This window comes from Bordetella sp. H567, from assembly GCF_001704295.1.
Taxonomy (GTDB): domain Bacteria; phylum Pseudomonadota; class Gammaproteobacteria; order Burkholderiales; family Burkholderiaceae_B; genus Bordetella_C.
In genome coordinates this window covers 1,940,083-1,961,497 of record NZ_CP012334.1, presented here as the reverse complement: position 1 = coordinate 1,961,497, position 21,415 = coordinate 1,940,083, and the positions used below count along the sequence as shown (strand labels likewise).

Below are 21,415 nucleotides of genomic sequence, written 5' to 3'. Positions count from 1 at the left end.
ACGCGCGGCCCGTCCTTCGCGCTGCCACGGCGTTCACTGCTGGGCGAGATCCTGGACTGGATGCTTGCGCCGCTGTTCCTGCTATGGCCCATGAGCGTGGCCATCACCTACGTCGTCGCGCAGAACATCGCGGACGTGCCCTACGACCGCGCGCTTGCCAGCCACTTGCGCGTGCTGGCCAGCCAGGTCCATACGGTCGATGGCAAGGCAGCCCTGGACATGACGGATCCCGTGCGCAGCATGCTGCGCGCGAACGAAACCGACAGCGTGTTCTGGCTGGTGCTGGCCGGACACGGCCAATACCTGGGCGGCGACCGCGAACTGCCATTGCCCAAGGGCGCCGATGTCGCGGCGCCGGGAGCGGTGCGCTACGAAGACAGCAGCCTGCGCGGCTTTGCCATCCGGCTGGCCTATACCCGGGTCGATGCGGGCGGCCCCAGCGAAATGCCGGCCCTGATCATCGTCGCGGAAACGGCCGAACGGCGCGCCCAATTGGCCAACGACATCATCAAGGGCGTCATCATTCCGCAATTCGTGGTGCTGCCCATCGCCGTCCTGCTGGTTTGGTTCGGGCTATCGCGCGGGGTGGCGCCCTTGAACGCCCTGCAGCAGCGCCTGCGCGCGCGCCGGCCGGACGACCTGTCACCCATCGACGAGCGCGCCACGCCCAGTGAGATCGCGCCGCTGGTGGTCGCGATCAACGAGCTGCTGGAACGGCTGTCGGCCACCGTGCAGACGCAGCGCCGCTTCGTCGCCGATGCGGCGCACCAGTTGAAGACGCCGCTGGCGGGACTGCGCACGCAGGCGGAACTGGCGCTGCGCGACGCCAGCCCGGACGAAATGCAAACCAGCCTGCGGCAGCTGGTGGCCGGGTCCGAGCGCGCCACCCGCCTGGTAAACCAGCTGCTGCTGCTCGCGCGCGCCGAAAACCCGGCCATCATCGGCATGGCGCCCATCGATCTGAACGCCCTGGCCCGCGAGCAGACCACGTTATGGGCGCCGCAGGCCCTGGCCATCGGCATCGACCTGGGGTTCGAGGAGGCGGAGCGGACGACCGCCATCGCCGGCAACGCCATCCTGCTGGCGGAACTGCTGAACAACCTGGTGGATAACGCGCTGCGCTACACCCCGCGCGGCGGCCGCGTCACCGTGCGCGTGCGCGCTCTGCCCGGCGCGGCGATCCTGGAAGTGGAAGACTCCGGTCTCGGCATTGCGCCCCATGAACGGGAACGTGTCTTCGATCGTTTCTATCGCGTGCTGGGCACCGCTGCCGAAGGCAGCGGCCTGGGGCTGGCCATCGTGCGCGAAATCGCGCAGAAACATGGCGCAACGGTGACGCTCGCGGACAATCCCACGGCGGACGCCCCGCTGCGCGGGCTGAAAATTACCGTGCGCTTTCCGCTCGGTTTACAAACAGAAACATAAATAAGGCACAGCTTCAGGGAAACGTCAGACCCTCGTCAGCCTTCTTGCCTACCGTGGCGGTCAGCCTCCCCGCCGACGCGGGCGAGTCTGCACATACCGAGCACGGCGGGACCACCGCCGGCCATCCTGAGGAGACATCATGAGCACAGCATCCATGCCGCGCCCGGGCGCCGTCACGGCCCCGACTCCGATGACCCGCAACGAACGCAAGGTGATTTTCGCGTCGTCGCTGGGCACCGTTTTCGAATGGTATGACTTCTATCTATACGGCTCGCTCGCGCCCATCATCGCCCTGCACTTCTTTTCGGGTGTCAATCCGACGGCCGGCTTCATCTTCGCGCTGCTGGCCTTTGCCGCCGGTTTCGCCGTGCGGCCCTTCGGCGCGCTGGTGTTCGGCCGCCTGGGCGACCTGGTGGGCCGCAAGTACACATTCCTGGTGACCATCGTCATCATGGGCCTGTCGACCTTCCTGGTCGGCGTGCTGCCCACGTATGGCTCCGTCGGCATCGCGGCCCCTGCCCTGCTGATCATCCTGCGCCTGCTGCAAGGCCTGGCACTGGGCGGCGAGTACGGCGGCGCGGCCACGTATGTGGCCGAACACGCGCCCATGGGACGCCGCGGCTTCTACACCAGCTGGATCCAGACCACCGCGACCCTGGGCCTGTTCCTGTCGCTGCTGATCATCCTTGGCATCCGTTCCTACTCCGGGGAAGCATCCTTCCGCGAAGCCTGGGGTTGGTGGCGCGCGCCCTTCCTGCTGTCGTTCGTGCTGCTGGCGGTGTCGGTGTGGATCCGGCTGCAGCTGAGCGAATCGCCCACCTTCCAGCGCATGAAGGACGAAGGCAAGGGATCCAAGGCGCCGATCAGCGAGTCGTTCGGCGAGTGGAAGAACCTGAAGATCGTGATCCTGGCCCTGCTGGGCCTGACCGCCGGCCAAGCCGTCGTCTGGTACACCGGCCAGTTCTATACGCTGTTCTTCCTGACACAGACGCTGAAGGTGGACGCCAACACGGCCAACATCATGATCGCGCTGGCCTTGTTGATCGGCACGCCGTTCTTCGTGGTGTTCGGCAGCTTGTCCGATCGCATCGGGCGCAAGCCCATCATCATGGCCGGCTGCCTGATCGCGGCGGTGACGTACTTTCCCATCTTCCAGGGGCTTACCCACTTCGCCAACCCGGCACTGGCAAAGGCCCAGGCCTCCGCGCCGGTGACGGTCATCGCCGATCCGGCCACCTGCTCGTTCCAGTTCAACCCGGTCGGTACCTCGTCGTTCACCAGCAGTTGCGATATCGTCAAGTCCTTCCTGGCGCGCAATTCGGTGAACTACAAGAACGAGACGGCGCCCGCCGGATCGGTCGCGAGGGTACGCATCGGCGCCGACGAGTTCCAATCCTTCGACGGCAAGGCGCTCGCGCCGGCGGACTTCAAGACGCGCACGGCCGAACTCGACAAAACGATGACGGCGGCCATCCGTGGCCACGGCTATCCCGCCACGGCGGACCGCGCGCAGTCCAATGACGTCATGGTGGTCGTACTGCTGACCATACTCGTGATCTACGTCACCATGGTCTACGGCCCCATCGCCGCGATGCTGGTGGAAATGTTCCCGACGCGCATCCGCTATACGTCCATGAGCCTGCCGTATCACATCGGCAACGGCTGGTTCGGCGGCTTCCTGCCACCGCTGGCCTTCGCCATCGTCGCGGCCACGGGCAACATCTACGACGGCCTGTGGTATCCCATCATCGTCGCCGCGATGACGCTGGTCATCGGCACGCTGTTCGTGCGCGAAACCAAGGACGTCGACTTGAACAAGGACTTCTAGTCCGCAAGGCCCCTGCCGGGCGGGACGCTGCACCCGACCGGCCTTTCACAAAGCCTCCGCGATGGGGGCTTTTTTTTTGCGCGGCAGGGCGATGCCTGCATGCGAAAAAAACGTCTTGCTCCGTGGGCTGCGGCACGCCACGACCCTGCCTCCAGATTCAGGACGATGTCAGAGCACGGAGACTAGACTGACCGCTCAGATCACGGCCTTGCGCGCGATCACCGGACGATCGATCCCCCTGTCCGGCGATTGCAGGGCCGCCTTCTGACACCGATGCCGCGCTCCCCGCGAGCCTTAAACAGCGCGACATCGTGTGCTCCCGTACCGGCCCGACCTCCACAGTCGGGCCTTTTTTTTGCGCGGCGCACACACGTTGCGCAGCCGACGCTATGCCGCGTCGAACTTGTCGCGCATGGCGGCCGTCAGCGCCTTGCGCCCGCTTTCGTAGCCAGCCCACGGATCGTCCGGCCGTGCACGCACCCGCTCCAATACGTTGCGCACATTGTAGGCATCGCCGCGCGGATCATCGGCGGCCCCGATGACATCCCAGGGCACCGGCATGGAGACCGGCGCGCCGGCGCGTGCGCGTGCGGAGAAGGCGGCAACGGCCGTGGCGCCGTCACTATTGCGCAGATAGTCGACGAAGATATGGTCTTGCCGCTTGGCCTTGGACATATTCGCCACGAACACCTCGGGCTGCATGTCCTCGAGCTGCTGGGCGACACCTTTGCAGAAGCGCCGCACGTCATCCCAGCCCAGCGTCGCGCGCACGGGCACCACCACATGCAAACCCTTGCCGCCCGTCGTTTTCAGGAAAGGCTGCAGGCCCACATCGCGCAAAAGATCCCGCAGCACACGCGTCGCTTCCGCGATGCGGGGCCACGGCGTGTGGGGGTCCGGGTCAAGATCGAATGTCAGCCTGTCCGGCTTGTCCGCACCCGGCGACTTGGCCCCCCACGTATGGAACTCGATCACGCCGCGCTGCACCAGGCCGATCACGCCCGCGATGTCGCGGATGACCAGCATGTCTTCGTCCAGCTCGACGCCTGCCGGCAGGTGTTCGCCCATGTGCTTCTGGAAGAAGCACTCGCCCGCGGTGCCGTCCGGACAACGCAGCAGCGCGACGCGCCGGTCCGCCAGATGGGGCATGATCAGCGTCGAGACCGATTCGTAATACCGCGCCAGCTCCAGCTTGGTCACGTCGGGCTCGGCGTAAAGCGGTCGATCCGGATGGGTGATGGCGATGCCCAGGACCTGGGTATCCTGCACTGGCTGCGAAGTCGCGCCGTGCGCGGCGCCACGTTGGGCGGCGCGCCGCCTCGCGGGCCGCTTCACAGCGCGCGCGTTCTTCGAGGTGGTTCCTGCTGCGGTGCGTGCCATGGCGCCCCCTTGCCGGCCCGAGAACCGACAAAATCGCAAACCGCATGCCCACTAGACGCCGGCCGCGGCTTTCCCGCGCCCGTGCCGGCGCCTCTCAGGTGCGCCGCCGGCCGAGACTGGCCCGCGCCGGCGGCCGCGGCATTGCCTAACGCCGCATCCCTACGCCGATCGCGACCACGCCCACCACGATGGCGGCGATACCGGCCCATTGCGGGATGGGCACCGACTTGGTCGTTTCGGCCGTGGCCTTGACGGACCCGATCTGCACGATGGTGTCCTCGGATTTATAGCTGAATCCCTGATACACGAGCGCGACCACGCCCAGAACGACCAGGATGGCCCCGATGAAGGTGACAGGTTTCATAGGTCTCCCACTATGTTTTATTGCAAGCGCTTGCTTGCGCTGCGGCGCACGATACTCCAGAGCATGCCGACTGTCCGTGACAGAACGTGTCGCACCCCTGGCACACGTCCCGATGGGCAGGTCGTATAGAATCGTCGCTTTTGCCCGACGCATATGTGGTTCAAGAATCTGAAGATCTACCGCCTTTCCCCGTCCTGGGCCTTAAAGGACGAGCAGCTCGAAGAGGCGCTGTCCAAGTTCGCCTACCAAGGCGGCAACACGCTGGAAATGCAAAGCCTGGGCTGGATACCCACGCGTGAAAACGGCGGCCTCGTGCATACGGTCAATGGCCAGATGCTTGTCACCCTGCGTGCGGAAAAGAAGCTGCTGCCGGCCACCGTCGTCAACCAGGTGGCGAAGGCGCGTGCCCAGGAGATCGAGGAGCAGCAGGGCTACAAGCCCGGACGCAAGCAGATGAAGGAAATCAAGGAGCGCGTCACCGACGAATTGCTCCCCAAGGCCTTCAGCATCTATCGCGATACGCGCGTGTGGATCGATCCGGTCAACCGCTGGCTGGTGATCGATGCCGCGGCCTCGGCGAAGGCCGACGAAGTCCTGGGCCTGCTGGCCAAATCGATCGACCCCTTCCCGCTCGAAAGCCTGTACGTCACGCAATCGCCGGCGGCGGCGATGACGGGCTGGCTGGCGGAAGACGAGGCACCGGCGAATTTCAGCATCGACCAGGATACGGAACTGCGCGCGTCCGGCGAAAGCCGGGCTGCCATCCGCTACGTCAAGCACACCATCGACGCCGACGACGTGCGGCGGCACATCCAGTCCGGCAAGCAATGCACGCGGCTGGCGATGACCTGGGCCGACCGCGTCTCTTTCGTGCTGACCGAATCGCTGGACGTCAAGCGCATCGCACCGCTGGACGTGCTGAAGGAAAACACCGACAGCATGGCGCAGAATGACGACGAGAAGTTCGACAGCGACATGGCGCTGATGACCGGCGAACTGGCCAAGCTGATGACGGAGCTGGTCGACGCCCTGGGCGGCGAAAAGCGCAACTGAGCCCGCCGCGCGGCAATTTGCCGCCGCGGGTGCGGCAACGTGGGGATTTGCTCCCAGGTGCGCCCACGTGGGGATTTGCTCCCGGGTGCGCCCACGCAGGCCCCCCCGCCGCGGGCGCAGCCGCGCGGGGATTTGCTGCCGCCCGGCATGCCGCGGATCGCGCCCGGGTCTGCCCCGGGCGCGCTCGAATCAATCCAGTCCGTGGAAGGCCGAATCGTCCGGCCCGATATGCGAGGGATGCCGCCATGTCACGTCGCGCAGGGAGTGCTGTACCAGCCCTTCCACGCCGAGCAACACGGCGAAGATCGCCATGCGGATGGGAATACCGTTGTCCGTCTGGCGGAAGATCGCCAGCCGCGGATCGTGATTCAAGTCCACGCTGAGGTCGTTGGCGCCCGGCCGACTGTCGCGCGGCAGCGGATGCATGACGATGGTGTCCGGGCCGCAATAGGCGTCGATGATGGCGCGGTTGATCTGGAAATCGGGCGCATACCCTTCCTGCGCCTCATCGGCGAAGCGTTCCTTCTGCACGCGTGTCGCGTAGATCACGTCCGCGCCCGGCAGGCCTTCGGCCAAGGACTGCTTCTGTTCGATGACGTTGTCGTGCTTGGCCGCCTGCTCGATGATGTACGCCGGCATTTCCAGGCCCGGGGGTGCAATCAGCGTGAACTTCACTCCCCGGTACAAGGCCAGCAGCTTGATCAGCGAGTGCACCGTGCGACCGTATTTCAGGTCGCCCACCATCGCGATATGCGCGCCGTCCAGCAGTTTCCCCAGGCGCGAGAACTCCGTCAGGATGGTGTACAGGTCCAGCAGGGCCTGGCTGGGATGTTCGCCGGGGCCGTCGCCGCCATTGACGACCGGAATATTGGTCGCGCGCGCGAATTCGGCCACGGAGCCTTTTTCAGGATGGCGGATCACCATGGCATCGACGTAGCCGCTCATCACGCGGCTGGTGTCGTAGATCGATTCGCCCTTGGCCATGGACGAAAAGGTAAAACCGGTCGTGTCGCACACCGATCCGCCCAGGCGGCAGAAGGCCGAGCCGAAACTGACGCGCGTCCGGGTACTGGCCTCGAAAAACAGGTTGCCCAGCACGGCGCCTTCCAGCACGCGGGAAACCTTTTGGCGGCGCGCGATGGGCTGCATCATATCGGCGACGCGGAACAGGTCTTCCACCGACTCGCGCGTGAACTGGTCCACCGAGAGCAGTTGGTGCTTGCCTTCCACGCTGATGCGATCGCGCAATGGCCCGTTCTGCGCACTCTGCGTATACTTTTCGCGCAGGTCGCCGTTCTGCACGATTTCCGTCACGAAGCGTTCCACGACTTCGGGCATCGCGCGAAATTCCTGGGACCCCTCCGGCAGCAGCCAGGTATCCAGGGCGCGGCGCTTCACCCCTATCCGGGCGGCGAAGACATCGCGGGTCAGATTCAGGCGACGCATCGCATCGCGCAAAAAAGCTTGCTGGGAAGTGGACATGGCAGCCTCGGATATATACGCTTTGCGTATATTAACCAGGCCGCATCCACGCGTCCACCAGATCTTGCGTATATCAGGCAGTGGCCGCGACAGGCAGCGCCTTGGCTTTGCGTACCTGCAACGCGATGACCGCGGCAACGATGCCCGTCGCCCCCGAAACCAGGAAGGCGAGGAAATAGCTGCCCTGCGCCTGGCGCACCGCGCCCGCCATGAACGCCGCGCTCGCCGCGCCCAGCTGATGCCCGGCGACAATCCAGCCGAACACGATGGGGGCATCCCGCTCGCCAAAGCTTTCCACCGCCAGCTTGAGCGTGGGCGGCACCGTGGCAATCCAGTCCAACCCGTAGAAGACCGCGAAGATGCCCAGGCTGTAGATGGAGAAATCCGAAAACGGCAGGAAGATCAGCGAGGCGCCGCGCAAGCCGTAGTACATGAAGAGCAGCTTGCGCGGATCATAACGGTCGGTCAGCCAGCCCGACGCCGTTGTTCCCACCAGGTCGAACAAGCCCATCATGGCCAGCAGGCCCGCGGCCCGTACTTCCGCGATGCCCTGGTCGCTGCAGAGCGCAATGAAGTGGGTGCCGATCAGGCCATTCGTGGTGAAGCCGCAAATGAAGAAGGTGGCGAACAGGAACCAGAAATTGCGGGTGCGCACGGCGCGCTGCAATGCGCCGAACGCCGCCTTGAGCGGATTGGCATGGAGCGGCGCCGGCGGCACGTGGTCCGGGTCCGCGCCGTAGGGCACCAGCCCGATATCGGAGGGCCGCTCGGGCATCAGCCACCACGCCAGGGGCACCAGCGCCAGGCACACCGCCGAAATGGTGATGACGACGGGGCGCCACCCGCCGGCTTCGGCCAGCGCCGCCATGCCGGGCAGGAAAATCAGCGTGCCGGTCGCCGTACTGGCGGTCAGGATGCCCATCATCAGGCCGCGGTGCTTGACGAACCAGCGATTGATCACGGTCGCGCCGAACACCACCGCCACGCAGCCCGTCGCAAGCCCGGACACCACGCCCCAGGACAGGACCAGATGCCAGGGCTCCGTCATCCAGACGCTGGCGCCACTGGCCACGGACATCAGCGCCAGCGCGCCGATCAGGGTTCGCCGCACGCCGAAGCTCTGCATCAGGGCCGCGGCGAACGGCCCCACCAGCCCGTACAGGAAAATACCGATCGCCGCCGATAGCGAAGTAACGTCCCGGCCCCAACCGAATGCCTGTTCCAGCGGCACGATCAGGACGCCGGGCGCGGCGCGCTGGCCCGCGCCCACCAGAAGCGCGACAAAGGCGATGGCCACCACGACGAAGGCATACTTCTGTCCAAATCGCCGGGAACGGGCTATAGTCATGTTACTTACCGGTACGTTGCTGACGTCGGGAATCTTACGTACCGCTCGGTAACACTGTCAAGCAGATTTACGATGAACCGCCCTTCCATTTCTCCCGCCCTTACGGAAACCGCCGACAGCGGCACCAAGCAGCCGCGCGCAGCCGAACGCATACGCCGCACGGCGCACGAGCTGTTCTACCGGGATGGCATCCGCGCGGTCGGCGTCGACGAAATCGTCACGCGCGCCGGCGCGACCAAACCCACCCTGTACCGCAGTTTCGGATCCAAGGACGAGCTGGCTGCGTCTTACCTCAAGGATTATGACGCCGCGTTCTTTCAGCGCTTCGACGAGACGATCCGGCCCCATGCGGGGAACCCCAAGGCACAGCTGCTGGCCTACTTCCGTCACGTCGCGCAGCGCGTCGACACCCCCGGCTATCGCGGATGCGCCCTGACCAACGCCGTCGTGGAATATCCCGGCGATGCCGGCGTGCATCCCGGCCGCGCCATCGCGGAGGCCAACAAGCGCGCCTTGCGCGCGCGCCTGCGCGAACTGGCTGCCGCCGCCGGCGCAGCCAATGCCGATACGCTGGGCGACGCCCTGCTGTTATTGCTGGAAGGGTGTTTTGTGTCGGCGCAGATTTTCGCGGGCGACCGCGACGGGCCGGCCCGGGCGCTCGCCGAGGCGGCCGAAAAACTGATCGCGGCCTATCTGCCCGAGTGAGGCTGCCCGCGCAGGGCCAGCGAGGGCGTCGCCAGCGCGGCATCGGCGCGGTAGGAAACGTCGTTCTGCGGTGTGTTGGCCGCCGCGGTGGCGGCTCCCCAGCACCCCATCACGAAGGCTCCCACGCTGGCGAAATAAGCCAGCGCGGACAATATCATCGGCACCCAATGCCCTTTGCCCGGGCGCCCCGCCGCGATCTGCCGGAACACGCTGAAGTGAGCCAGATAAGAGAACAGAACGCCTATCGCGCACGCGGCCAGGCCTAGCGCATAAGCGGAAATCGGCTGCCGCAGGTCCGGCGGATCGACATCGCCGCCCACAATCCCCAGCGAGAACGCCAGCAGCATGAGCGCGGCGATGCCGTTGATCCATCCCAGGAAGCGGAAGCCCGAGAGTGCATGGAAAGTCAGAGCCTGATAGGCGTTGGAAGAACGGGGGTGATCTGTGTGATCCATGGTTCCATGGGGTAAACGACGGCAGACGCAAGCATAGCGGGGATTGTCCACGACGGGAACGCGTCTTGCGCCCGAAGTAGGCTCAACACCAGGAGCGCAACATGGAAAAGTCATCCCCCCGCCGCATTGCGGGAAGCGGGATGTCGCGCCGCACGCAAGCGGGCGCGCACGGCAAGGTATTTCCGCCGGATTCGCCCGTCGACGTCCCCAACCTGCCCCGGCCGCGCCAGGACCGTGCACACGACGAAGCCCGCAATGCCAGCCAGCCGGTGGAAGATGCCGGCAGCGGATCCAGCTGGGCCGACAACACCAAGCCCGCCCCGTACAAGAAGCGCGTCCGAGACTCCAACATTTTCTGACGAAGCCGACGGATGCCCGCTCCTGCAAAATTTGCCGGAGCGGCAAGCAAACTTTGCATTACCGCCCCCCACGCAGGAGCCCTACCATGCCTGAAGCACGCCAACCCGCATCGGACGCCCCATCGTCCGCCCGTGACGCCGACGAAAAGGCCCGCTTGGGTACGCGCATCCTGCCTGTGCCGGACAAGTCGCCCATGGTCGCCGGCATGCCGCGCGGTGGACGGGCGCTGTCCGATCCCGGCGACCCCGGCATTCCGCGTCCGGAAGACGACGTGTACGCGAACGATCCGGCGGATCTTTCGGAGAAGCGGCCGACGGACACGTCGCGCTGACCGAAACCAGCCTCTCAGCCTTTACTGTCGCGGCAGGCTGGCGTCGCGCTCTGGATGGACTGCTTCGCGGCGTCGAGTTCGCGCGCATCCCAGCTTCCCTGTCCCAGCACGGTGACGGTTACCGTGGCGTCCGTCTTGCCTTTGGGCTTGACCTCGATCACTTCAAGATGGACGGTGGGCTCCGGGACCTTGAATACGGCGATCCGGCCCACGGCAAATTTTTCGTCCAGGGTTTCGCTCGTGCCGTACTGCACCCCATAGGGATGCTCGGGCGCTGTATGACAGACCCGCGCGAATTCGGCGGCGCGGCGATAAGCCGCGTCGTAGGGCGTGTTGACATCGAAGGTCGCGCGGGGGAAATTGCCGCCCGCATCAATCCCCGAGGCGCATCCGCCCAGGAATATCAGCGCGGCAAGCATTAATGGACGGCATCGGGGCATTACCCACTCCAGGTTGCTGGCTCAACCATGGAATTATGCATCAGCCCCGCATGCCGTCAGGGCCGAAGCGGCTCCCGGTACGATCCCAGGGCAACCGCGCCGGGACGCGTAACGGTCGACTTGCCGTCGCGCTCCTCGATGTAGTTCAACGCTTCCAGTTGGCCCCGCACGGGCTGCGGCACCTCGAATCCCACGAAGGACGCACGTGAACGCAATTCTTTCAGCCAGCGAAATTGGTCCGGGGTCAGTGAGGGCATGGTTCTGAACATTGTTATTGCCTCCAATTGGCCTTGATCAAAAGGGCGGGGCGCCGGCGGCGTTGCCCTGGACGGGCGTCACCGGCGCGGACAGACGTCAGTTATGCCTGTCGGCGGCGCCCTGGATCTTCTCCCCTCCACGCTCGATATCCTTGCCTGCGCCGGAAACGGTATTACAACCGGCCGACAAGGTGGCGATGGCGAGAAGGACGGCGAGAACGAGTTTGTTCTTCATCGGGTCTTTCCTTTTATGAGTCGGATGAATGGAAAATTCCGCTTCCTGGACGATTTTCACCGTCCAGACGCGCCTGCTCAGCAATTGCCGTGCCCACATCGCCCCTGGCAGCGCTTAAGGGGATGGCTTTGTCACCCCACCCGTCGCATGAAGCCGGTGCGGCCCGACCTGGGACGCCGCGGATCCGGCTCCGCCGGTCCGCCAGCGTCGCCCCGTAGGGCGAAGCGCGCAGCGCTTCGGTGGTGGGCGGACGGCCTGATCGACAGGAATGAGGCTTGCCCCTATATCAGTCCTTCACTATCAGGGGATCACCATGTCCATCGCGCCCAACACCTTGAATCCCCGCTCGCCCAGTTCGGCCAACGTGGCCGAGGAAATCATGGAGCACGCGGATGACGCGCCGCACCGGGAGCCGGCCCCCGGTGAGCCGCCTTTGCCCGAAGATCCGCCCACCCCGGGAGACCCGCCGGATTTCCCACCCTCGCCCCAAGGGGACATGCAAGCTTGGGAATAGCCGCGCGGGCGCGCGCCGGCGGCTTGCTAAACTGCCGCCTGCGCGCCCCACCGGGCGGCCGCATCGATGCGCCATAAGCGGCGCCGGATTCCCATCATGCTACGTATTTCCGAAGTCAAGCTGCCGCTGGACCATCCCGAAGCCGCACTTGCCCACGCCATCGCCGCCCGACTGGCCATCACACCCGCCGACCTGATTTCTTTCCACGTCTATCGCCGCGGCTACGACGCCCGCAAGCGGGACAGCATCCAGCTGGTGTACACCATCGACGCGCAGGTGCGCGACGAAGCCGCCGTGCAGGCCCGCTTCGCCAGCGACCCGCACGTGGGCCCGACGCCTGATATGCAGTACAGATTCGTGGCCAATGCCAGCATGGCGCCCGGTGCGCCACGGCCGGTCGTGGTCGGGTTGGGGCCATGCGGCCTGTTTGCAGGACTGATCCTGGCGCAGATGGGATTCCGTCCCATCATCCTGGAACGCGGAAAGTCGGTGCGGGAAAGGACCAAGGACACCTTCGGACTGTGGCGCAAACAGGTGCTCAACCCGGAGTCGAACGTGCAGTTCGGTGAAGGCGGCGCCGGCACCTTTTCGGATGGCAAGCTATATAGCCAGATCAAGGATCCACGGTATCTGGGACGCAAAGTGCTGGACGAGTTCGTCCTCGCCGGCGCGCCGGAAGAAATCCTCTACGTCAGCAAGCCGCACATCGGCACCTTCCGGCTCGTCAGCATGGTGGAAAAAATGCGCGCCTCCATCGAGGCGTTGGGTGGCGAGATCCGCTTTCAAAGCCGTGTCGAAGACCTGGACCTGGATCATGGCCGCGTGCGGGGACTGAAGCTGGCGGACGGCGAATATCTGTCCTGTACACATCTGGTGCTGGCAGTCGGGCACAGCGCACGCGACACCTTCCAGATGCTGCATGAGCGCGGCGTTTTTCTTGAAGCCAAGCCCTTCTCGATCGGGTTTCGCATCGAACACCCGCAAAGCCTGATCGACCGCGGCCGCTTCGGCGGGCACGTGCGCCATCCCGTGCTGGGCGCGGCGGACTACAAGCTCGTGCATCATTGCCGCAACGGCCGCTCGGTATACAGCTTCTGCATGTGTCCCGGGGGAACCGTGGTCGCGGCCACCTCCGAACCCAACCGCGTCGTCACCAACGGCATGAGCCAATATTCGCGGGCGGAACGCAACGCCAATGCCGGCATCGTGGTCGGCATCACGCCGGAAGACTATCCGGGCGGGCCGCTGGCCGGCATCGATTTCCAAAGGCATTGGGAATCGCGCGCGTTCGAACTGGGCGGCGGAGGCTACCTGGCCCCGGCACAGCGGGTGGAAGACTTTCTGGCACGCCGCCCCTCCGCGGCACTGGGCGAGGTTCAGCCCTCCTACACCCCCGGCGTCACGCCCACCGACCTGTCGACCGCGCTACCCGACTATGCCATCGAGGCGATCCGGGAAGCATTGCCGGCCTTCGACCGCAAGATCAAGGGCTACGCGATGGGCGACGCCGTCCTGACGGGCGTTGAAACTCGCACGTCGTCGCCGCTACGCATCCGTCGCAAGGACGACGACTACCAAAGCATCAACACCGTGGGGCTGTACCCGGCCGGCGAAGGCGCCGGCTATGCCGGGGGAATCTATTCCGCCGCGATCGACGGCATCGAAGTCGCCGAAGCGGTTGCCCGGGATATCGTCGGGCGGCACGCCGCTTGAGGCGCTAGGCGCCATGCAGCCGGCGGTTCAGGGCGGCGGCGGTATGTTGCAGCGCCCTGGCCATGCGTACGCAGCGGGCCCGCCAGGCCGCGAAAAGCGGCTGCGGCGGAAGCACGCGCAGACTGCAGGACTTCGCGGCGCGGACCATGACGTGGCCGCCATAGGCGAGCACATAGGTCTCGCCACCACGCAGGGGAATGCACAGGCTGAAACTGGCATCCCCGAGTCCGTCCACGCGCTCGACGACGGTCGCATGGCCTTTGACACCCAGAATAAGCGCCCGCGGTGGTATATAAACCACGCGTGTTTCACCGCATGAAAGCGAAATATCCCAGGCCGACCGGTCCATTTTCACGATTACCTCCAACGTGTATTGCAGAACGTTGTGCAGCTTAGGCCTGGCGTGGAAGGCCTCCCAGGCACAGGCCGTGGGTTTGTACATGGCAGCAGCTGACACCAAGCATTTCTGTCACTGTCAGATTCCGCCACAACTGTGCCTATTCCGCCCCGGCTGGCGTACGCAATGATTGCGCAATGGAACAGCCTCTGTATCAACGTTTGGCCGAGCATTACCGGCAAGCCATTTATTCTGGAGTCCTCGCCCCCACGACGCGCATGCCGTCCGTGCGCACGCTGGTCAGGCTCCATCAAGTCAGCATCAGCACCGCCCTGCAGGCCTGCCGCAGCCTGGAAGACGATGGCTTGATCGAAGCACGCCCCCGATCGGGCTACTTCGTACTGAAGACGCAACGCAGCAAATTGCTCCCTGTCGACGAACCCGATACACGACAGGTCCTGGACGCCGCCTCCTATGTCGGCATCCATGACCGGGTATCCGACTTCATCGCCAAGAGTGCGATGCATCCGCCACGCATCGACCTGGCCAATTCGGTCGCGCCGGCGGACGCCTATCCGGTCGACGCCCTGAAGCAGGCCATGCTGCGCGCCGTACGGCGCTATCCGGAGGCGATGACACGGCCGGCGCCGCACCAGGGCCACCCCTATTTGAGAGCGACATTGGCGCGGCGCGCGTTGGACGCCGGCATCAGCGCCAGCCCGGACGACATCATCATTACCAATGGGTGTATCGAGGCGCTGAACATCGCACTGCGTGCCGTTGCCGGTCCGGGCGATACCATCGCGGTCGAGTCACCCGCCTACTTCGGCTTGCTACAGGTGATCGGCAGCCTGGGCATGCGCGCCCTGGAGATTCCCACCAGCCCGCAGCGCGGGCTTTCCATCGAAGCGCTGGACCTGGCCTTCCAAACCCACGCCGACATCAAGGCCGTGGTCGTTGTACCGAACCTGCACAATCCTCTGGGTAGCATCATGCCCGACGAGGACAAGGCCCGCCTCGTGGCGTTGTGCGAACGGCAGGCCATCCCGCTGATCGAGGACGACACCTACGGCGCGCTGGCCGACGGCGACGAGCCGCTGCGCGCGGCCAAGGCCTGGGATCGCGACGGCAATGTCATCTACTGCGCCTCCATGCAGAAGACGCTGGCGCCGGGCTCGCGCCTGGGCTGGATGATCGGGGGCCGGTGGAAGGCGCGACTGGCGATGCTGAAATTCGTGCAAAGCCGGCCGAATACCGCAACGCCACAGATCGCCATCGCCGAAGTCCTGCAATCCAAGGGCTACGACCGCCACTTGATGCGCTTGCGGCGCCGACTGAAAAGCCAGCGCGAAGGCATGGCGCGCGCCATCGCGGAGCATTTTCCGCGCGGCACCCGCCTGAGCGTGCCGCGCGGCGGCATGCTGCTATGGGTGGAGATGCCGGATGCCCGCTCGTCCAAGGATGTCTTCGAACAAGCCCTGGAAGGCGGCATCCGGGTGGCGCCGGGCCGCATGTTTTCCAATTCCGACCGCTACGAACACTTTCTGCGTATCAGCTGCGCGCATCCCATGAGCCCGGACCTGCAGGCCGCGATACGCGCCTTGGGCCGCATCGTCGCGGGCAAGCATTAGGGCCTGTTAACGCTCGAAGGAGTCTCGCTGGCCGAGTCCGGGGCAGCAGACCAGGCGCCGGGCGCGCCGCTAGCGTCCGTACCCGCCTTCGCGCGAGAAGTCCGACTGGCCCAGCATGACGGGCAGCGGATGGCTTTCCAGGAATTTGCGCTGTGCCAAGGCATGCAGCATACGGCTGTTGCCGCGATAGGCGATCAGCAGATCCTCTTCGTCCATGCTGGCGCCGAAACGGTCGCGCAGCACTTCCCAGGAAACGCCCGCCTTGATTTTCCGCGCGCCGGCCAAGGTCTCGAACCAGATCACATGCGCGGCTCGATCGTTGATGGCGTTGTTATCGTAGTTCATGTCGATCTCCGTGCAAGGTTCCACTTATCGTATCGAAGCGCCATATGTCAGTGTGTAACGCATTTGGCGTAACGACGTATTCGGACAACACCCTCCGTACGGATGATTTGCTTTTTGCCGGGATAGTGCTTAGGGGTGGAAACTCGCCCTACTCATCCGGGTCCGATTTTTGCTCCTACCCAACCGTGATGCGAATGGCGCATCGCCTTGCGGGTTGGTTGGCCATCCAGCCGAATAAGGAGAATGACATGACCCTTGGAACCATATTGTTGATCATCCTGATCCTGCTTCTGATCGGCGCACTGCCGACCTGGCCCCACAGCCGGTCCTGGGGCTACTACCCCAGCGGGGGCCTCGGACTGGTGTTGATCATTGTCATTATTCTTCTGCTTGTGGGCGCCATATAGCGGCACCGCGACAATACCCGAGAAAGATGCCGGTTGCCGCGGGGCAACCGGCGTTCTTTTTTATCGAGGCCACGCCAGCGATCGGGGTGGAACACACGCGCCGCGGGTGGTATCCCACCGTTATTCGGCGGGTCCCACGCTGACGCCGCCGCAGACGTACAGGATTTGCCCGGTGATGAAACCGGCTCGCGCGTCGAGAAACATGGCCACGGCATGCGCGACTTCTTCCGGCCGGCCCAATCGCCCGACCGGCACGCGACTGCGAATGTCGACCATGCCTCCCCCCACCGGATTGGTGGCGTCGAAGAGCTCCGTGGCGATGGGGCCGGGCGCGACGGCGTTCACCGTGATACCGTCCCGGGCCAGTTCAAGCGCCCAGGTCCGGGTCATGCCTGCCAGACCCGCTTTCGTCGCGCCGTAGACGGTGCGGCCCGGCTTGCCCAGCGCCGCACGGCTGCCGATATTGACCACGCGCCCTTCGCCCGCTGCGCGCATCGCGGGCAACAGGCCCTGCAGCAGGATGATGGGCGCGGTCAGGTTCAGCGCCACCGTGCGATGTATCGCTTCCAGGCCGACAGATTCAATCGGCGCGATCTCCGCCATGCCTGCGTTATTGACCAGGCGCGTCACCAGCCGGTCCGCGGCAAGCGCCTGTACGGCATGGCGGGCGGCATCCGGTTCGGCCAGGTCGACCGACGTAAAGGATTCGTGGGGCAGTAGGTCGGCGGGCGGACGGCGGCTGAAGTTGATCACTTCATAGCCGTCATCCACCAGGCGGGTGACGATGGCGCGGCCGATACCGCGGCTGCCACCGGTGACAAGGACAGCGGGGCGGGTCATTGTGCGGTGATCCCTCTTTCCTTGACGACGGCGCCCCATTTCTTGCGTTCGCTGCGCTCGAACGCCGCCAGGTCCTCGCCGAACAGCGTGCCCGGCTGCGCGCCCATGGTGGCGAAACTGGCCGCGACTTCGGGCGCCTGCAGCCCGGCGCGGGCGGCGGCAATCAGCGTATCGACGACAGGCTTCGGCGTCCCGTGCGGCGCGTACAGGGCAAACCATGCCGTCACGTCGAAACCCGGCAAGCCGGATTCGGCGAACGTCGGCAAATCCGGCACCGACGGATTGCGCTGCGCGGACGTTACCGCGATGCCGCGGACCAGCGAGCCGTCCTTGATCTGCGCCAGTGCCCCCGGCAGATTGTCGAACAGAAGATCGACCTGTCCGCCCGCTACCGCCGGCAGCGAGGCGGATGACCCCTTGAACGGAACATGCAGCAGGCTCACGTGCGCGACCGATTCGAAATAGGCACCCGTGAGATGCACCGACGAGCCGATGCCGGGAGAAGCGTAGGACAACTTCTTTCCCTGCGCCGAACGCGCGGCGGCAATGACGTCTTGCAAGGTCTTATAAGGCGACTTGGCGCTGACCGCGAGTACGTTGGGCGTGGTCGACACCAGGGCGATCGGGATCAGGTCGCGTTCGGGATCGAACGGCATGTTCGAATACAGGAATTGATTGATGCTCTGCGTACCGATGGTGCCCAGTCCCAAGGTATAGCCGTCGGGCTTGCTGCGCGCCACATAGCCCATCCCGATATTGCCGCCGGCGCCGGGCCGGTTTTCCACGACCGCCGTGGACTTCAGGCTGGACTGCAGCGCATTGGCAATGGCGCGTCCGAAAATATCGGCGGCCCCGCCGGGCGGATAAGGGACCACGACGGTGAGGGGATGGTCCGGAAAGCCGGCCGCGTGCGCGGCGCCGGATGCCACCAGGCAAAAGGCAGCCAGCCATTGGCGCCACGGCGCCTTGGAGAAAGATCGGGGCATGCTGGTCTCCTCTACGGTCCGCCGGACGGACCCTTTTCTTATGGAAATGCAACCGCCGGGCAACGAAAAAAGCGTGGATCGGGCACGGTTCCGCAGTGGCGGGAATGCGCTTCCCGATAGGCGTCCCTCGCAGCTGAAAACACCCGAATACGTACTATAGTCCTTGGATATAACCATAAAACGGCGCGAGGAGACAATGCACATGCAACGCTGGAATCGCAGGCCCGACGGCTCCACTTGGGGCGACTATGGCGCGGACGACGAACTTGGGCGCCTGAATCTTCTTACCGAGGAAAAAGTCTTGCAGGCCGTGCGCGAAGTGCGCGTCGGCAAGGTGTTTTGCCTGTCCCTGCCGCTGGACCTGCCGGGCGGCAATGTGCTGAATCCGCGCCGCCACCCGCCGGTGTTGTCGCCCACGGACAGGAACGGGCATCCCAATGTCAACTTCGCGGTGCGGCGCGAGGATGCCACCGCGGTGGACGTACTCAACGACGACCAGGTCACGCTGACCCTGCAATATTCGACGCAATGGGACGGCCTGAGCCATGTCGGCGCGCTCTTCGATACCCAGGGCGACGGCGCCGAGCGCCTGGTCTACTACAACGGCTACGAGGCCGGCGTCGATATCCTGGGCGGCGACGATCCCGCTGCGTCCTCGGGCTGCTGCCCGCCGGGCGGCTCGTACGCGCGCAAGCTGGGCATCGACAACTACGCGCGCAAAGGCATGCAGGGCCGCGGCGTCATGGTGGACCTGGCACAGGCGCTAGGCATGCGGCGCACGCTGGTGGACCACACGGTGCTGCAGGAAGTCATGCGCGACCAGAACGTGACAGTGGAACCGGGCGATATGCTGGTGCTGCGCACCGGTTTCGCCGAAGCCATCGTGCGCATGGCCGGCAACCCGGATCACGCGGCGCTGGAGCAGGTAGGCGCCGTATTGGACGGCGCGGACGCCGCGCTGCTGGACTGGATCGGCGCGTCGGGCATCGCGGCGATTTGCGCCGACAACTACGCGGTGGAGGCCTACCCCGCTCGCACTGCCGGACCCGGACGCTCCATCCTCCCGTTGCACCACCATTGCCTCTTCAAGCTGGGCGTGCCGCTGGCGGAGCTCTGGTATCTGGAGGAGCTGGCGGACTGGCTGCGCGCCCATGATCGCACCCGGTTTTTGCTGACCGCGCCACCGCTGCGGCTGCCCGGCGCGGTCGGCTCGCCCGTGACGCCGGTGGCTACGGTATGAAGCCTCTCGGGGAGCGCGCGCCCCCCGCCGGGGGAGCGGTCGCGCAGCGACAGAAGGGCCGTCCATCCGGCGCGTTTGCCAAGGAAACGCCGTGAGCGCGCGACAGGCAGAGACCTTCGCCGCGCGGCTGGATGCCTGGGCCGCGCGCGAGCCGGCGGGCATCGCCCTGATCGATGGCGATACGCCGGTCACGGTATCGGCATTGCGCGAGCACGCCGCGCGCCTGGCGGGCGCGCTGGCCGATGCGGGCATGCGCGCGGGGGATCGCGTCGCCATCTGGCTGCCGAATGGGGAAGAATGGGTGGCCGGCTTCCTGGCATGCGCGCGCATCGGTGCGCTGGCGCTGGCGGTGAACACGCGTTTTCGCGCGCGTGAACTGGCCGACGTGCTGGGCCGTGGCCGCGCGGACTGGCTGCTGTACTGGCCCGGGTTCAAGGACATCGACTTCGACGCGATCCTCTCGGACGTGCCTGCCACGCTCACGCGACGCCTGCGCGGCGTATGCCTGGCAGGCGCAGCAGGCGCGCCTTCCAGAGGGCCGGCGGGCGTGCCCGCCTATTCCTTGCGCGCGATGATGGCCGAGGGAACGCCGCTGGCCGAGGCCGCGGCCGACGGGCCAGCGATCTGCTTCACGACATCGGGTACGACCTCGCTGCCCAAGTTCGTCGTGCATGGGCAGGCGACCTTGCTGCGGCACGGCGACCAAGTGGCGCGTGCCTATGGACACGATGATGGCGCGCGTATCCTGGCCGCCGCCCCCTTCTGCGGCGTCTTCGGATTCGCCGCGCTGGCGGGGGGCCTCGCGCCCGGGATACCGGTGGTGTGCCAGGCCGTATTCAACGCGCGGCATGCGGCGGACGCCATCTCACGCCATCGCGTCACGCATGCCTACCTGAACAACGAAGCCCTGCAGCGCATGCTGGATGCGGCGCCAGGCAACGACTATTCGTCCGTACGCCTGTTCGGCTTCGCGAGCTTCGCGCCTGGCCTGGAATCGTTGCCCGCGCGCGCCGCGGCGCACGGCATCGCGACGACGGGGCTGTACGGGTCCAGCGAACTGATCGCGCTGGTGGCGGCGCAACCCTTGCAGGACGCCGTCCATCGCTATCTTCCCGGCGGACGGCTGATCTACCCCGACGCGCGCGTACGGGTACGCGACCCGGCCAGCGGACGCCTGGGGGCGCCCGGCGAATCCGGCGAAATCGAAATACTCAGCCCCAGCCTGATGCTGGGATACCTGGACGATCCCGTCCCTACGTCACGGGCGCTGACGCCGGACGGCTACTTTCGGACGGGCGACCTGGGTTATGTCGTGGACCAAACGCAGTTCGTCTTCCAGGGCCGCATGGGCGACTCCCTGCGCCTGGCGGGTTTCCTGGTCAATTCGGCGGAAATCGAAGCCTGCATCGCCGCCCTGCCCGGCATCCGCGCCTGCCAGGTGGTAGGCACCGAACACCAGGGGACGACGGTGCCTTATGCCTTCGTACTGCTGGAAGACGGCGCGATCCCGGATCCGGCCGCATGGCGGACGGCATGCCGGCGCGCCATGGCCGCCTTCAAGGTGCCCGCCGGTTTTCACGTGCTGCCGGCATTTCCCGTGGTGGAGAGCGCCAATTCCGTGAAGGTACAGAAGAACCGGTTACGGGAATTGGCCGCGCAATTGATGGGCACCGGGCCTTGACCTCATCCGGCCAGGTCCACTGCGCAGTCAGCCGGCAGCGTTCCGGCATCCGGTGGCC

24 protein-coding genes are annotated in these 21,415 nt (G+C 65.6%); 12 read left to right on the top strand and 12 right to left on the bottom strand.

Annotated elements, in window-relative coordinates; translation table 11 throughout:
• Positions 1-60 precede the first annotated feature (60 nt).
• The gene (locus AKI39_RS08880; RefSeq protein ID WP_145925412.1) at positions 61-1,425 is read left to right on the top strand and encodes a sensor histidine kinase; all 1,365 of its coding nucleotides are present in this window, start codon (positions 61-63) and stop codon (positions 1,423-1,425) included.
• Between the two features lie 139 nt (positions 1,426-1,564).
• On the top strand, positions 1,565-3,253 hold the full coding sequence (locus tag AKI39_RS08875) for an MFS transporter (protein ID WP_145925228.1): 1,689 nt from the start codon (positions 1,565-1,567) through the stop codon (positions 3,251-3,253).
• 387 nt (positions 3,254-3,640) lie between these two features.
• On the opposite strand, the gene ligD is transcribed toward AKI39_RS08875, so the two are convergent.
• Positions 3,641-4,633: a non-homologous end-joining DNA ligase gene (gene ligD / locus AKI39_RS08870; protein WP_083228714.1), complete on the bottom strand. Its 993-nt coding sequence runs from the start codon at positions 4,631-4,633 to the stop codon at positions 3,641-3,643.
• A 145-nt stretch (positions 4,634-4,778) separates the two neighbouring features.
• Entirely contained in the window at positions 4,779-4,997 is a 219-nt protein-coding gene (locus tag AKI39_RS08865; protein ID WP_066634568.1) for a hypothetical protein, read from the bottom strand.
• Positions 4,998-5,150: 153 nt separating this feature from the next.
• On the opposite strand from AKI39_RS08865, the gene AKI39_RS08860 reads away from it, so the two are divergent.
• Positions 5,151-6,050 (top strand): recombination-associated protein RdgC, encoded by a 900-nt coding sequence (locus AKI39_RS08860; RefSeq protein WP_066634566.1) that lies wholly within the window; start codon positions 5,151-5,153, stop codon positions 6,048-6,050.
• A gap of 189 nt (positions 6,051-6,239) precedes the next feature.
• Here the strand turns inward: AKI39_RS08860 and AKI39_RS08855 are convergent, their stop codons facing one another.
• Positions 6,240-7,532 (bottom strand): aspartate carbamoyltransferase, encoded by a 1,293-nt coding sequence (locus AKI39_RS08855; RefSeq protein ID WP_066634564.1) that lies wholly within the window; start codon positions 7,530-7,532, stop codon positions 6,240-6,242.
• 73 nt (positions 7,533-7,605) lie between these two features.
• Positions 7,606-8,880 (bottom strand): MFS transporter, encoded by a 1,275-nt coding sequence (locus tag AKI39_RS08850; RefSeq protein ID WP_066634562.1) that lies wholly within the window; start codon positions 8,878-8,880, stop codon positions 7,606-7,608.
• Positions 8,881-8,952: 72 nt separating this feature from the next.
• Here AKI39_RS08850 and AKI39_RS08845 point away from each other — a divergent pair, with 72 nt between their 5' ends.
• Positions 8,953-9,585, top strand: coding sequence for a TetR/AcrR family transcriptional regulator (locus tag AKI39_RS08845; protein WP_066634560.1), 633 nt, complete (start codon positions 8,953-8,955; stop codon positions 9,583-9,585).
• Here AKI39_RS08845 and AKI39_RS08840 read toward each other — a convergent pair.
• Positions 9,570-10,040: a hypothetical protein gene (locus AKI39_RS08840; protein ID WP_066634558.1), complete on the bottom strand. Its 471-nt coding sequence runs from the start codon at positions 10,038-10,040 to the stop codon at positions 9,570-9,572. The two genes, AKI39_RS08845 and AKI39_RS08840, sit on opposite strands and share 16 nt — an antisense overlap.
• Before the next feature lie 101 nt (positions 10,041-10,141).
• On the opposite strand from AKI39_RS08840, the gene AKI39_RS08835 reads away from it, so the two are divergent.
• A complete protein-coding gene (locus tag AKI39_RS08835) occupies positions 10,142-10,399 on the top strand; it encodes a hypothetical protein (protein WP_076879678.1) in 258 nt (85 codons plus the stop codon).
• A gap of 86 nt (positions 10,400-10,485) precedes the next feature.
• Positions 10,486-10,731, top strand: a complete 246-nt coding sequence (locus AKI39_RS08830) for a hypothetical protein (RefSeq protein ID WP_066634554.1) — start codon at positions 10,486-10,488, stop codon at positions 10,729-10,731.
• Between the two features lie 14 nt (positions 10,732-10,745).
• On the opposite strand, the gene AKI39_RS08825 is transcribed toward AKI39_RS08830, so the two are convergent.
• The 3 genes from AKI39_RS08825 to AKI39_RS08815 all read right to left on the bottom strand — a co-directional run bounded on the left by AKI39_RS08825 (position 10,746) and on the right by AKI39_RS08815 (position 11,663).
• On the bottom strand, positions 10,746-11,150 hold the full coding sequence (locus tag AKI39_RS08825; protein WP_083228713.1) for a BPTD_2524 family lipoprotein: 405 nt from the start codon (positions 11,148-11,150) through the stop codon (positions 10,746-10,748).
• Between the two features lie 77 nt (positions 11,151-11,227).
• Positions 11,228-11,440 (bottom strand): hypothetical protein, encoded by a 213-nt coding sequence (locus tag AKI39_RS08820; RefSeq protein WP_066634550.1) that lies wholly within the window; start codon positions 11,438-11,440, stop codon positions 11,228-11,230.
• A gap of 85 nt (positions 11,441-11,525) precedes the next feature.
• Entirely contained in the window at positions 11,526-11,663 is a 138-nt protein-coding gene (locus AKI39_RS08815) for an entericidin A/B family lipoprotein (RefSeq protein WP_066634548.1), read from the bottom strand.
• Positions 11,664-11,976: 313 nt separating this feature from the next.
• Between AKI39_RS08815 and AKI39_RS25465 the strand changes: the two genes are divergently transcribed.
• Entirely contained in the window at positions 11,977-12,177 is a 201-nt protein-coding gene (locus AKI39_RS25465; protein WP_145925227.1) for a hypothetical protein, read from the top strand.
• Positions 12,178-12,273: 96 nt separating this feature from the next.
• Entirely contained in the window at positions 12,274-13,890 is a 1,617-nt protein-coding gene (locus tag AKI39_RS08810) for an NAD(P)/FAD-dependent oxidoreductase (RefSeq protein WP_066634546.1), read from the top strand.
• A gap of 4 nt (positions 13,891-13,894) precedes the next feature.
• Here AKI39_RS08810 and AKI39_RS08805 read toward each other — a convergent pair whose 3' ends face one another.
• On the bottom strand, positions 13,895-14,332 hold the full coding sequence (locus AKI39_RS08805; protein ID WP_066634544.1) for a hypothetical protein: 438 nt from the start codon (positions 14,330-14,332) through the stop codon (positions 13,895-13,897).
• A 92-nt stretch (positions 14,333-14,424) separates the two neighbouring features.
• On the opposite strand from AKI39_RS08805, the gene AKI39_RS08800 reads away from it, so the two are divergent.
• Complete coding sequence (locus AKI39_RS08800) at positions 14,425-15,858, top strand: aminotransferase-like domain-containing protein (RefSeq protein ID WP_066634540.1); 1,434 nt, start codon at positions 14,425-14,427, stop codon at positions 15,856-15,858.
• Positions 15,859-15,927: 69 nt separating this feature from the next.
• On the opposite strand, the gene AKI39_RS08795 is transcribed toward AKI39_RS08800, so the two are convergent.
• Positions 15,928-16,203, bottom strand: coding sequence for a DUF1488 family protein (locus tag AKI39_RS08795; RefSeq protein ID WP_066634538.1), 276 nt, complete (start codon positions 16,201-16,203; stop codon positions 15,928-15,930).
• A 248-nt stretch (positions 16,204-16,451) separates the two neighbouring features.
• On the opposite strand from AKI39_RS08795, the gene AKI39_RS08790 reads away from it, so the two are divergent.
• A complete protein-coding gene (locus AKI39_RS08790) occupies positions 16,452-16,610 on the top strand; it encodes a DUF3309 family protein (RefSeq protein WP_066634536.1) in 159 nt (52 codons plus the stop codon).
• A gap of 120 nt (positions 16,611-16,730) precedes the next feature.
• Here the strand turns inward: AKI39_RS08790 and AKI39_RS08785 are convergent, their stop codons facing one another.
• Together AKI39_RS08785 and AKI39_RS08780 are read right to left on the bottom strand one after the other, a co-directional pair.
• Positions 16,731-17,450, bottom strand: coding sequence for an SDR family NAD(P)-dependent oxidoreductase (locus AKI39_RS08785; protein ID WP_066634534.1), 720 nt, complete (start codon positions 17,448-17,450; stop codon positions 16,731-16,733).
• Positions 17,447-18,436, bottom strand: coding sequence for a Bug family tripartite tricarboxylate transporter substrate binding protein (locus AKI39_RS08780; RefSeq protein ID WP_066634532.1), 990 nt, complete (start codon positions 18,434-18,436; stop codon positions 17,447-17,449). Before AKI39_RS08780 ends, AKI39_RS08785 begins: the two co-directional genes overlap by 4 nt.
• Positions 18,437-18,638: 202 nt before the next feature.
• Between AKI39_RS08780 and AKI39_RS08775 the strand changes: the two genes are divergently transcribed.
• A complete protein-coding gene (locus AKI39_RS08775; protein WP_066634530.1) occupies positions 18,639-19,676 on the top strand; it encodes a cyclase family protein in 1,038 nt (345 codons plus the stop codon).
• Positions 19,677-19,767: 91 nt separating this feature from the next.
• Entirely contained in the window at positions 19,768-21,357 is a 1,590-nt protein-coding gene (locus tag AKI39_RS08770) for an AMP-binding protein (protein ID WP_066634528.1), read from the top strand.
• Positions 21,358-21,415: the final 58 nt, after the last annotated feature.